General features: G+C 68.0%; 6 protein-coding genes and 4 pseudogenes. 3 read left to right on the top strand and 7 right to left on the bottom strand.

All coding sequences use genetic code 11. The features are described from left to right. Positions 1-87 precede the first annotated feature (87 nt). Positions 88-504: a phosphatase PAP2 family protein gene (locus DPM13_RS18385; RefSeq protein ID WP_112888576.1), complete on the top strand. Its 417-nt coding sequence runs from the start codon at positions 88-90 to the stop codon at positions 502-504. A gap of 599 nt (positions 505-1,103) precedes the next feature. Here DPM13_RS18385 and DPM13_RS18380 read toward each other — a convergent pair. The 7 genes and pseudogenes from DPM13_RS18380 to DPM13_RS18350 all read right to left on the bottom strand — a co-directional run bounded on the left by DPM13_RS18380 (position 1,104) and on the right by DPM13_RS18350 (position 8,605). After that, positions 1,104-1,382: an SH3 domain-containing protein gene (locus tag DPM13_RS18380; RefSeq protein ID WP_112888575.1), complete on the bottom strand. Its 279-nt coding sequence runs from the start codon at positions 1,380-1,382 to the stop codon at positions 1,104-1,106. 93 nt (positions 1,383-1,475) lie between these two features. Then, a pseudogene (locus tag DPM13_RS18375) lies at positions 1,476-1,804 on the bottom strand (YnfA family protein). After that, positions 1,804-3,770: pseudogene (gene parE, locus DPM13_RS18370) on the bottom strand (DNA topoisomerase IV subunit B). Before parE ends, DPM13_RS18375 begins: the two co-directional pseudogenes overlap by 1 nt. Positions 3,771-4,021: 251 nt before the next feature. Then, entirely contained in the window at positions 4,022-5,203 is a 1,182-nt protein-coding gene (locus DPM13_RS18365) for a dipeptidase (RefSeq protein WP_112888574.1), read from the bottom strand. A gap of 216 nt (positions 5,204-5,419) precedes the next feature. After that, positions 5,420-7,287: pseudogene (locus tag DPM13_RS18360) on the bottom strand (M3 family oligoendopeptidase). 48 nt (positions 7,288-7,335) lie between these two features. Then, positions 7,336-8,316 (bottom strand): alpha/beta fold hydrolase, encoded by a 981-nt coding sequence (locus DPM13_RS18355; RefSeq protein ID WP_112888573.1) that lies wholly within the window; start codon positions 8,314-8,316, stop codon positions 7,336-7,338. Positions 8,317-8,320: 4 nt separating this feature from the next. After that, complete coding sequence (locus DPM13_RS18350) at positions 8,321-8,605, bottom strand: SCP2 sterol-binding domain-containing protein (protein WP_028719138.1); 285 nt, start codon at positions 8,603-8,605, stop codon at positions 8,321-8,323. Between the two features lie 57 nt (positions 8,606-8,662). Here DPM13_RS18350 and DPM13_RS18345 point away from each other — a divergent pair, with 57 nt between their 5' ends. Beyond that, positions 8,663-9,340: a tetratricopeptide repeat protein gene (locus DPM13_RS18345; protein WP_112888572.1), complete on the top strand. Its 678-nt coding sequence runs from the start codon at positions 8,663-8,665 to the stop codon at positions 9,338-9,340. Next, a pseudogene (locus DPM13_RS18340) lies at positions 9,340-12,361 on the top strand (helicase-related protein). The gene DPM13_RS18345 and the pseudogene DPM13_RS18340 overlap by 1 nt, the downstream one beginning before the upstream one ends. Positions 12,362-12,363: the final 2 nt, after the last annotated feature.

Below are 12,363 nucleotides of genomic sequence, written 5' to 3'. Positions count from 1 at the left end.
CGCAGCCGTTGCGCAACATCGCTGACCCTCGTCGCCGCCCTCGCATTCCCGGCGGCGGCGGACCCGTTCGAACAGTTCGGCACGGCGATGAAATACGGGTTGCCGCTGGCCGCGGCGGCCTGCGCCGCCGATCAGGACCGGCTGGAGGATTTCGCCGTGCGGGGCTTCCTGCAGACGGCGCTGGTCTGGGGCATGAAGGAATTCTTCGACGGCGCCCCCATCGCGCGCCGCCCCTCGGGCGAGGGCAAGGGCTTCCCCTCGGGCCACACCGGGGCGGCGTTCTTCGGCGCGGGCGATCTGGCGGGGAAGTGCTTTGAGGACAAGCCCTGGGCAGGCGCGGCGGCCTATGGCGCGGCCGGGCTGACCGGCTGGAGCCGGGTGCACGCGGGCGAGCATACCGTGGAGCAGGTGTTCACCGGCGCGCTGATCGGGGTCAGCTTCGGCGCGGCGAGCTTCGGGATCGGGACCGAGGGGGTCGGGTTTCGGTGGGGGATGCGGTTTTGAGCCCATTGCGGACTTGGCACATGGCTGTCATCAGATTAGAATTCTCAAATGGCTAAATTAGAACTTATGATCCGACTTGTGACACCTAAAATTCAAGAGTTGGTTGTGTGGAGTTTGCAAAGCTTGCAGATCAGCCTGGTCATTCGGCGTTATGCGTTTGCTAGAGGGTATATAGGCAGATAGGCATATACCTATATAGGCATGTAGCTAAATTGGAATTGCTGGCTGCAAAAAACCCCGCAAGCAGTGACGAGTTGCTTGCGGGGCTTCCCTTGGATCAATGAAACGGTGGATGCCCTTTCATATACTCATCTATACGCAGGCGGACTGTGCAACGGAGCACCTCAATATTTCTTTCTTTGATCTTTACTCACTGGCATTGAACTTGCGCCAGACATACAAGAGGCACTTGAAAAAATCTCAAATTCGCTTGGTTAAAAAAATTGTCTGTCTGATCGCAGCCGAGTGCTTCGAAATTCCCCAATGTAGAATGACCGCTTCGTCCCGCAACGCCGACACTTGACGGCCCGCTAAAAGCAATCCGGTATCGCTCCCGCCGGCGTAGCGACCAGAGCCCCCGCTAGCCCGGCAGCGGAAAATCAGGACTCCGACAGATAGTCTGCCGACACGTAACCCGAGACGCCGGGCTTGGCTGCGAGCGAGACCCGGCACCAGCGTTTGCCGGCTTTGGTCACGCAGTCGTGGCGCGTGAGGCGCGTGCCGTCGGGAAGGCCGAGGATGATCCGGTAGTTGAGGCCGGGGCCTTCGCGCAGCTTCAAAAGCTCGTCCGGCCCGGCGCCCTTGACCACGGTGCCGGGACCGGCCGCGCAACCGGCGATGATCATGAGAGCGAGAAGAGCAGCAAGATGAGTTCGCATTGCCTGACCTGAATCGTTTTGCTCTGACTACGACACCACCGCGCCGAAAGACAGCAGGCAGGTGCCGGATACGACGCCCGGACAAGGCGCGGCTCAGGCCCGTGCGCCCGCCAGGACCACCATCGCCCCCGCGATGCACAGGCCGCCACCGAGCAGGTCCCAGCGGGTGGGCACCTGCCCCTCGGTCAGCCACAGCCAGCCGAGCGAGGCGGCGACATAGATCCCGCCGTAGGCGGCATAGGCGCGGCCGGCGAAGTCGGTCTCGATCCGCGTCAGCGCCCAGGCGAACAGTGCCAGAGACAGCATCCCGGGCACCAGCCACAGGCCGAGCGCCCGAGCCGCGCCCAGGCCCAGAAGGCGAAGCAGCCGGTGATCTCGGCCAGCGCGGCGAGCGCGTAGATCGCGAGCGGCGCGGCCAGCATCAGACGTCCAGTTCCTCGGCATCCGCGAACTGGGCATTCTCCTGGATGAACTGAAAGCGCAGTTCGGGCTTCTTGCCCATCAGGCGCTCGACCAGATCGCCGGTCTCGCCGCCCTCGTCCTCGTCGATGGACACCCGGATCAGCTTGCGTGTCCTGGGGTTCATCGTCGTATCCTTGAGGTCCTTGGCGTCCATCTCGCCCAGGCCCTTGAAGCGCTGCACGTCGATCTTGCCCTTGCCGCCCAGGCCACGGGCCAGCATCGCCTCTTTCTCGGCGTCGTCCGCGACATAGACGCGATGCGCGCCCTGGGTCAGGCGGTAAAGCGGCGGGCAGGCCAGATACAGGTGCCCCTTGTCGATCAGCGGCCGCATCTGGGTAAAGAAGAAGGTCATCAGCAGGCTGGCGATATGCGCGCCGTCCACGTCGGCGTCGGTCATGATGATGATCTTGTCATAGCGCAGGTCGTCGATGTTGAAGCGCGACCCCATGCTGACCCCCAGCGCCTGGCAGAGGTCGTTGATCTCCTGGTTCGAGCCCAGCTTGGAACTGGCCGCGCCCAGCACGTTCAGGATCTTGCCGCGCAGCGGCAGCAGGGCCTGGGTCTGGCGTTCGCGCGCCATCTTGGCGCTGCCGCCCGCGCTGTCGCCCTCGACGATGAACAGCTCGGTCCCCTCGCGGTTGGTGGCCGAGCAATCGACCAGCTTGCCGGGCAGGCGCAGCTTCTTCGTGGCCGACTTGCGGGCGGTTTCCTTCTCTTGCCGGCGGCGCAGGCGCTCCTCGGCCCGCAGGACCAGAAAATCCAGGATCGCGCCCGCCGATTTGGTGTCGGCGGCCAGCCAGTTGTCGAAATGGTCGCGCACGGCGCCCTCGACCAGACGCGCGGCCTCGGTCGTGGCAAGGCGGTCCTTGGTCTGGCCCACGAACTCGGGTTCGCGGATGAAGCAGCTGACAAGCGCGCAGCCGCCTGTCAGCAGGTCGTCGCGGGTGATGTTCGCGGCCTTCTTGTTGCTGATCAGCTCGCCATAGCCACGGATGCCCTTGAGGATCGCGGACCAGAAGCCGGCCTCATGCGTGCCGCCTTCTGGTGTCGGGACGGTGTTGCAATAGGACTGGATGAAGCCGTCGCGCGAGGGCGTCCAGTTGATCGCCCAGTCGACCTTGCCGGGGACGCCGAACTTTTCCTTGAAATCGACGCTGCCGGCAAAGGGCCGCTCGGCATAGGTCGAGGCGCCGGTCAGCTGTTCGTTCAGGTAATCCGCCAGCCCGCCGGGAAAATGGAAGCTGGCCTCGACCGGCGTTTCGCCATCGTCGATCTCGGTCTTCCAGCGGATTTCCACGCCCGAGAACAGATAGGCCTTGGACTTTACCATTTTCAGCAGCCGGGCGGGCTTGAAGCGGTGATGGCCGAAGATCTGCTCGTCAGCGTGGAAGCTGACCGTCGTGCCGCGCCGGTTCGGGGCCGCGCCGACCTTTTGGACCGGGCCCTGCGGGATCCCGCGCGAGAAGCTTTGCTGGAACAGCTCGCGGTTGCGCGCGACCTGCACGACCATGCTGTCCGACAGCGCGTTCACGACCGAGGCGCCGACCCCGTGCAGCCCCCCCGAGGTCTGGTAGGCGTCGCCCGAGAACTTGCCGCCGGCGTGCAGCGTGCACAGGATCACCTCGAGCGCGGACTTGCCGGGGAACTTGGGATGTGGGTCGATCGGGATGCCACGGCCGTTGTCGCGCCGATGACGGGAAATCGGCGAGCAGCCGACCTGATGCGGGTGGCATGGCCCGCGACCGCCTCGTCCATCGCGTTGTCCAGGATTTCGGCGACCAGGTGGTGCAGGGCGCGTTCGTCGGTGCCGCCGATATACATGCCGGGCCGCTTGCGCACGGGCTCGAGCCCCTCGAGCACTTCGATCGAGGCGGCCGAGTAGCTGTCGGAGGCCCGGTCAGAGGCGGGGAAAAGATCGTCGGCCATGGCACCTGCTCGTCTGTTCTTGGGCCGGCGTTATCTCATGCCCGGCGGGGCGGGGGCAAGGGAAAGCGCCTTGCCGCAGGCGGATCTGCGGGGCGTTTGATCTGCGTCATGTCGGGCTGCGACAAATTGGACTATTGTCAGGCTGTTCAGGGGTGGCAAAGCGGCGCCGCCGCGGGCGGAACGCCGCTTTGAAAGGGTGGCCAGTGGGGGCCGACCGGCGCCGTCAGGCCTTGGCGTGCCGGTCGGGCCTTTTAGAGGTTCTGCGCCAGATAGCGGATCATGTTCCCGCCCATCACCTTGGCGATCTGCGCATCGCTCAGGCCCGCGTCGATCAGCGCCTGGGTCAGGACCGCCAGCCGCGACGCGTCGAAGGGCGCATCGACCGAGCCGTCGTAATCCGAGCCGAGCGAGACATGGTCCTCTCCGACCAGCGCGATGGCGGCCTTGACCGAGGCCGCGATGTCGGCCGGGGTGCCGCCGCAGTTCACGTCCGCCCAATAGCCGATGCCGATGACCCCGCCCTTGGCGGCGATGGCGCGCACCAGATCGTCCGACAGGTTGCGCGGACTGGGGCAATGACCATGGATGCCGGTATGGGACAGGATCGGGCGGGTGCCGGGCATGGCCAGCACGTCGCGCACCATCTGGGGACTGGCGTGGGCCAGGTCCACGATCATGCGCCGCTCCTGCATCTCGCGCACGACCTGGCGGCCGAATTCCGACAGGCCCGAGCCGCTGCCGCCTTCGCCATGCAGGCTGCCGCCCAGTTCGTTGTCGAAGAAATGCGTCAGGCCGATCAGGCGAAAGCCCGCGCCGTAAAGCACGCGCAGGTTCGCGATGTCGCCCTCGAGCGGGTGGCCGCCTTCCGAGCCCAGGATGGCGCCCAGGGTGCGCGCACCCTTGCGCCGCGCCTCGAGCAGCGTCTGCAGGTCCTGGGCCGAACGGATCAGCATCAGGTTGTCCGGCGCGGCCTCGGCCGCACGGTTCAGCGCCTCGGCCTGGACCAGCGCGCGTTCCTTGAGGCTGAACCAGCTGGGGATGGGCCGCAGCTGGCCGATGAACAGCGGCGTGATGTTGTCGGGCGCCTCGGCGCTGTTGTGGTCGTAGTTCTGGCCGCGCGGGCTTTTGGTGACGGTGGTAAAGACCTGCACGGCGACATTGCCCTCGGCCAGGCGGGGAACATCGGTGTGGCCGCGGTCGGCGCGCTTCAGGATGTCGCGATCCCAGAGCAGCGCGTCGGAATGCCAGTCCGCGATGACCAGGCTGTCGTGCAGCGCCTGCGCCCGCGCCGAGACGGCGACCTTGTCCCCCGCGTCGGTCACCGGGTTCAGTCGCCGCTCGATCCAGGCAGGGCCCAGGACCGCGACCAAGACGGCCGCCGCCAGGGCCAGCGCCAGGAGCGTCAGGACAAGGCGCTGCAGGATCCGGATCATGGTTTCTCCCTCGTCTTGTCGGGGGTGGGCGGATCGCCGGCCCCGCCGTTGCCGGGGCTCCGCCCCGCTTGTCGCTGAAAAGGCCCTGCGGACCTTTTCCGGGCGCTCCTCGCCCCCCGGGATATTTGGGCAAGAAAGAAGCACAAGCCGGTCTTCTTTCTTGAAAAAATATCCTCGGGGGGTCCGGGGGGCGAAGCGCCCCCGGGTCGCGGCGCGTCAGCCCTCCATCGCCTCGAGTTCGTCGATCAGCGCCTCGATCATCGACAGGCCCTTGTCCCAGAAGGCCGGGTCCGAGGCGTCGAGGCCGAAGGGCGCCAGCAGGTCCTTGTGGTGCGCGAGCCGCCGGCCGAAAGCAGGGCGAAGTACTTGTCCTGGAAGTCGGGCAGCCCGTCCTCGTAGGCGGCATAAAGCGCGTTCACCAGCCCGTCGCCGAAGGCGTAGGCATAGACGTAGAAGGGCGAATGGACGAAATGCGGGACATAGGTCCAGAAGGTTTCGTAGCCCGGCATGAACTCGAAGGCGTCGCCCAGGGATTCGGCCTGCACCGACATCCAGAGCGCGTTGATGTCCTCGGGTGTCAGCTCCCCTTCGGCGCGGGCGGCGTGCAGCTTGCATTCGAAATCGTAGAAGGCGATCTGGCGCACGACGGTGTTGATCATGTCCTCGACCTTGCCGGCGATCAGGGCCTTGCGCTGGACCGGATCGGTGGTCTTGGCCAGGAGCGCGCGGAAGGTCAGCATCTCGCCGAAGACAGAGGCCGTCTCGGCCAGCGTCAGGGGCGTCGAGGACAGAAGCTCACCCTGCGCGGCCGCCAGACGCTGGTGGACGCCATGCCCCAGTTCATGGGCCAGCGTCATCACGTCGCGCGGCTTGCCCAGATAGTTCAGCAGCACATAGGGGTGCACGGTCGTCACGGTCGGATGGGCGAAGGCACCCGGTGCCTTGCCGGGCTTTACGCCCGCGTCGATCCAGCCCCGGTCGAAGAAGGGCTCGGCAAGCTCGGCCAGCTTCGGCGAGAAGCCGGCATAGGCGTCAAGCACGGTGGCGCGCGCCTCGGGCCAGGGGATCAGGCGCGGGTTTTCCGTGGGCAGGGGCGCGTTGCGGTCCCAGACCTGCAGCTTGTCGAGGCCCAGCCATTTCGCCTTCAACCGGTAGTAGCGGTGCGACAGGCGCGGATAGGCGGCGGTCACGGCATTCCGGAGCGCCTCGACCACCTCGGGTTCGACGTGGTTCGACAGGTGGCGCGCGGTCTGCGGCGTCGGCATCTTGCGCCACTTGTCCTCGATGGATTTTTCCTTGGCGAGCGTGTTGTGGATGCGCGAGAACAGCTTGATGTTCTTGCCGAAGACCTCGGCCAGCGCCTTGGCGCCGGCCTCGCGGCGGGCGCGGTCGTGGTCGGTCAGCAGGTTCAGCGTCGCCTCGATCCCCAGCTCCTCGCCCTCGACGTCGAAGGTCAGGCCGGCGGTGGTTTCGTCGAAGAGCCGGTTCCAGGCGGCGGCGCCGACCACGGAATTGTCGTGCAGGAAGCGTTCCAGCTCGTCCGATAGCTGATAGGGGCGCATGGCCCGCATCCGGTCGAAGACGGGGCGATAGCGCGCCGTCCCGCTGGCCGAGAACACCTCGTCATAGCGGTCGTCCGAGATGCGGTTGAATTCCAGGCTGAAGAAGACAAGCCCCGTCGTCACCTCGGTGATCCTGTCCTGCAGGTCGCCCATCATCTTGGCGCGGGCGCCGTCGGTGGTGTTCTGGTAATAGCGCAGCCCGGCATAGGACATGATGCGCCCGGCCAGCGTGTCGATCTGTTCATAGCGCTGGATGCATTCCAGCATCTTGGGCGCGTCGAGCGAGGCGAGCTTGCCCTCGTAGTCGCGCGCGAAGCTGCAGCAGGCCCGCGCCAGGGTGTCCAGGTCGGCCTGCAGTTCGGGCGCGTCGGGGGCGGGATAAAGGTCGGTCAGGTCCCATTCGGGCAGATCGCCCAGGGCGGCGTTTGCGGCGGCGGCCACAGGCTGTGCGTTTTCGTCGTGGGGCAGGGACGGGGCGGCGGCCCAGGGGAACAGAAGACGGCTGGCGGGGGAAATCGTCATGAACTTTCCTTTCTGTTGGTCAGGATTTGACGCTTTGTCCCGGCGGCTTCAACCCGTGGCGTGAAAATCCTGCGTGTCGGACGCAGGGCCGGCCTGGCTGGCCGCGAAATGCGCGGTCGCGGCTTCGAGGAAGGCGGCGCGGACTGCCGGGCGCTCCATCATCGCTTCGTGCCGGCAGGATCGCAGGTCCAGAAGCCGCGCGCCGGGCCAGGCCGCGACCCGGTCGCGGATCGCCTGGGCCGAGACGATGCGCTCCCCGTCCCCCAGACCCGCCAGCATCGGCAGGGGCGGCGCGGGGATCTCGGCCAGGCGGCGGCATTCGGCCAGTGCCTCGGCCAGCCAGTGGTGGGTCACGCCGCCGATGGCGAGGTCGGGCCAGGCGTCGGCCTCGGCCACGAAGCGGCCCCAGCGGGTGCCGTCGCCGGTCAGCAGGTTGTCCAGGAAGCCCTGCTTGAGCACGAAGGGCTCGGCCCCGCCCGAGCCGGGTGCGACGCCCTGGTGGCGACCGAAGGTGCGGGCCACGACCACCATGCCAAGTGCGATGCGGGTCATGATGTTGGACAGGCTCAGCCCCCACATGGGCGCCGAGAACACCGCCGAGGCGACCGGCAGGCCGCCCGCCAGCGCCGCCAGCCCGATGGCGCCGCCCATGGAATGGGCCAGCAGGTGCCAGGGTCGGGGCAGGCCGATTTCCTGGGCCGCCACGACCAGTTCGACCACGTCGCGCTGATAGTCGGAAAACCGCTCGACATGGCCCAGCCGCGGATCGGCCAGCAGCCGGTCGGACATGCCCTGACCGCGCCAGTCGATGGCCAGGACGTCATAGCCCGCCGCGTTCAGGTCCAGCGCGACGGCGTTGTATTTCTCGACGTATTCGGTGCGGCCGGGGAACAGCAGGACCGAGCCCGAGGCCCCGCCTGCCGCCCAGTGCGCCGCGCGCAGCCGGATCCCGTCCTCGGCCCGCAGCCAGACGGCGCGGGCCATGGGCAGGGGGTCGCCCGGCAGCGTGTTGAAGGGCGCCGGCGTCACCGCGTCAGCCCAGAAGCGCCCCGAGCTTCATCGCGGTGGGCATCGAGCCGTCGACCTTGAGCTTGCCGGTCATGAAGGCCATCGTCGGGTTCACGTCGCCCGACAGCAGCCCCTCGAACGTCTCGCGGCTGGCGGTCAGGGTCACGTCGGCCGCATCGTCCGCCGCCCGGGCGCCCGAAGCGTCGATATAGACCGCGCCCTCGCCCTCGATCACGAACTTGGCTGTGCCGTCAAAGCCCTTGGCCTTGGGGTCCAGCGCGGCCACGGCGGCCTCGACCACTTTGCTCATAAGTATTCTCCCTGACTGAGTCTGGAAATGGATTGGTGGGACAGTTACATAGGGATCATGCGCTGGCCAGTCCCCCATTTCCACATTGCCGTGACGGCAGGGTTAATCCTGGGGCTGGCGGTTCCGGCCAGCCTGCTGGCGCAGGCTGCCCCCCCCGCCGGCCCGCCTGTGGCCGAGGAGGCGCCCGAATCGGGCGCAGGCGCGCTGGTCGCCCCCGCCGCGCCCGACGAACCCACCGCCAAGGCCCGCCTGCGCGAGCGCGAGGACCTGGACCTGCTGTTTGCCGAACTGGCCCAGCCCGAGGGCGAGGCCTGGGCGCGCGCCGAAACCGACATCCTGCGGATCTGGTCGCGGTCCGGCTCGGCCGCGATGGACCTGCTTTACAAGCGGGGCGAGGCGGCGATGGACGCGGGCGACATGCCGGCCGCCCTCGGCCACCTGACCGCGCTGACCGACCACGCGCCCGATTTCGCGGGTGGCTGGTACCTGCTGGGCGTGGCTTATTACCTGAACGGCGACGCCGGGCCCGCCATCGCGGCCCTGGGCGAGGCGCTGGCGCGCGAGCCGCGCCATTTCGCCGCGCTGACCCAGCTGGGCAGCATCTTCGAGGAACTGGGCGACGACGCCCGCGCGCTTGCCGCCTACCGCGCGAGCCTGGCGATCCATCCCCATCAGCAGGACGCGCAGGACGCGGTGCAGCGGCTTGAAGAAACCACGAAGGGCACGGACGCCTGATGCAGGACAGATCTCGGGTGACGGCGGTCCTGGGGCCGACCAACACCGGCAAGACGCACTATGCCATCGAACGGATGCTGGCCCATCGCACGGGCGTCATCGGCCTGCCGCTGCGCCTGCTGGCGCGCGAGGTCTATGACCGCATCGTCAAGGCGCGCGGCCCCAGCGTCGTCGCCCTGATCACCGGAGAGGAGCGGATCGTTCCCGACCGGGTGCAGTACTGGGTCGCCACCACCGAGGCCATGCCCGAGGTCGGCGCCGATTTCGTCGCCATCGACGAAATTCAGCTGTGCGCCGACCCCGAGCGCGGCCATGTCTTCACCGACCGGCTGCTGCACATGCGGGGGCTGCACGAAACCCTGCTTCTGGGCAGCGACACCATGCGTCCCGCCATCGCGGCGCTGGTGCCAAGCGTGCAGTTCATGCGGCGCGAGCGGTTCTCGACCCTGTCCTGGGCGGGGTCGAAAAAGATCAGCCGGATGCCGCCGCGCTCGGCCATCGTGTGCTTTTCCGTCGACGAGGTCTATGCCACGGCCGAACTGATCCGCCGGCAGAAGGGCGGCTGCGCCGTGGTCATGGGGGCGCTGTCGCCGCGCACCCGCAACGCCCAGGTCGCCATGTACCAGCAGGGCGAGGTGGATTACCTGGTCGCGACCGACGCCATCGGCATGGGCCTGAACCTGGACATCCGGCACGTCGCCTTTTCCGCGACCGAGAAATTCGACGGCCGCCGCTATCGCCCGCTGTTCCCCCATGAACTGGGCCAGATCGCCGGGCGTGCGGGGCGGCACACGGAACCTGGCACCTTCGGCGTCACGGGGGACGCAGGCCCGCTGGATGAGGGGCTGATCGAGGCGATCGAGAACCACCGCTTCCAGCCGATCAGCCGGCTGATGTGGCGCAACGCCGCGCTGGAGTTCGGCACCGTCGAGCGGCTGATCGCAAGCCTCGAGGCCTCGCCCGGCAGCGAGTGGCTGGCCCGGGGCCGCGAGGCGGACGACCTGCGCGCGCTGAAGGCGCTGACCACCATGCCCGAGATCCGCGACCGCGTGACCCACCCCAAGGACGTGCGCCTGCTGTGGGACGTGTGCCGGATTCCCGATTTCCGCTCGATCTCGCCGGCCGAGCATTCGACGATGCTGGCGCGGATCTTCGGCTTTCTGCAAGAAGGCGGTGTTCCGGGCGACTGGCTGGCCACGCAGGTGTCCCGCATCGACAAGACGGCGGGCGACATCGACACATTGTCGAAACGTTTGGCATATATTCGCACTTGGACCTATGTCGCGCAGCGTTCGGGGTGGGTTTCGGACGAAACCCATTGGCGGGCCGAGACGCGCGCGGTAGAAGATCGACTGTCGGATGCGTTGCATGCCGCATTGACGCAAAGATTCGTGGACCGGCGCACCTCAGTGCTGCTGCGCCGGCTCAAGCAAAAGGAGAGCCTTTTGGCCGAGGTGAATGACAAGGGCGAAGTGACGGTCGAGGGCGAGTTCGCCGGCCGTCTGGAGGGATTCCGCTTTCGCGCCGATCCGAACGCAACCGGGGACGAGGCGCGGATGCTGTCCCGCGCCGCCTACGAGGCGCTGCGCCCCGAGTTCCATCTGCGGGCCGACCGGTTCTACAACGCGCCGGACACCGAACTGGACTTTACCGAACAGGGCGGCCTGATGTGGGGCAGCTCGGCCGTCGGCAAGCTGGTCAAGGGGGCCGAGGCGCTGAAGCCCGGCGTCGAGCCCTTCGTCGACGAGGAGGCCGGCCCCGAGATCGCCGAAAAGGTCCGTCGCCGGCTGCAGCACTTCATCGACCGCAAGGTGGCGACCGCCTTCGAGCCGCTGCTGGCGCTGAAGAACGACGAGACGCTGACCGGGCTTGCGCGTGGCTTCGCCTTCCGTCTGGTCGAAGCCCTGGGCGTGCTGCCGCGCGAGGGCGTGGCCAACGAGGTCAAGGAGCTGGATCAGGACGCGCGCGGCCACCTGCGCAAGCATGGCGTGCGCTTCGGCCAGTTCACCATCTTCCAGCCGGCGCTGCTGAAGCCCGCGCCGACCCGGCTGCGGCTGGTGCTGTGGGGGCTGGACCAGGGGCTTTCCGAATTCCCCGAAAGCCCGCCGCCCGGGCTGGTCACGATCCCGAACCTGCCGGACGTGCCCAAGGGCTATTACACGCTGTCGGGCTATCACCCTGCGGGCGAGCGCGCGATCCGCATCGACATGCTGGAGCGGCTGGCCGACATGCTGCGCACCCAGGACAGCCGCGCGGGATTCGAGGCGACGCCCGACATGCTGTCGATCACCGGCATGACGCTGGAGCAGTTCGCCGGCCTGATGGGCGGGCTTGGCTATCGCGCCGAGAAGGCCGAGCGCCCCAAGGCCCGGACCGAGGTCGCGCCGCCGGCGCCGCCCGCGCCCGAAGACGCCGACCACGAACATCCGCTGACCGAGGCAGAAAGCGTCCTGGCCGCCGAGACCCGCGCCCGTGGAGCCTAGCAGGCCGCCCGCAAGGCTGCCGCGGAGTCCGACACGTGACCGGTGGGGGACGACGGCCGAAGGCGAGCAGCCCGCCGCGCCCGAGCTTGAGGTGTTCTATACCTTCACCTGGGCTCCGCGCCCGCGCGGCAACCGCCGTCCCGAACGGGGCGAGCGTCCGCAGGGCGACCGTCAGGACCGCGGCCCCCGCCGCGACCGCGACAACCCGCAAGGCGGCCCGCGCCAGGGTGTGCCGGCCGAGGCGGGTGGGCGCGACGGCGCTGCCCGGCAGCAGGGTGGCCCGCGCGACGACGGCAAGCCCCGGGGCGAAGCCCGCCGGCGCGACGAAAACCGCGCGGACCGTCAGGGCGGCGGAGACCGTCAGGGGCAGGGCGGGGAACGCCAGGATCGCGGGCCCAAGGGCAAGCCGCGCTTCGACAAGGGCAAGCCCCGTCACGAGGGACCCAAGACCTTCGAAGCGCGTCCTCCGCGGCCCGAAAAGAAGGTCGACCCCGACAGCCCCTTCGCGATTCTCGCCTCGCTCAAGAACAAGACGTGAGC

The sequence above is a fragment of the Paracoccus mutanolyticus genome (assembly GCF_003285265.1).
Lineage (GTDB): Bacteria > Pseudomonadota > Alphaproteobacteria > Rhodobacterales > Rhodobacteraceae > Paracoccus > Paracoccus yeei.
This window is presented reverse-complemented; position numbering and strand designations above follow the sequence as displayed.

Excerpts from the sequence above, each read along its gene's own strand:
- DPM13_RS18385 (WP_112888576.1), top strand. The coding sequence starts at position 88 with ATGAAATACGGGTTGCCGCTGGCCGCGGCGGCCTGCGCCGCCGATCAG.
- DPM13_RS18350 (WP_028719138.1), bottom strand. The coding sequence starts at position 8,605 with ATGAGCAAAGTGGTCGAGGCCGCCGTGGCCGCGCTGGACCCCAAGGCC.
- DPM13_RS18365 (WP_112888574.1), bottom strand. The coding sequence starts at position 5,203 with ATGATCCGGATCCTGCAGCGCCTTGTCCTGACGCTCCTGGCGCTGGCC.
- DPM13_RS18345 (WP_112888572.1), top strand. The coding sequence starts at position 8,663 with ATGCGCTGGCCAGTCCCCCATTTCCACATTGCCGTGACGGCAGGGTTA.
- DPM13_RS18380 (WP_112888575.1), bottom strand. The coding sequence starts at position 1,382 with ATGCGAACTCATCTTGCTGCTCTTCTCGCTCTCATGATCATCGCCGGT.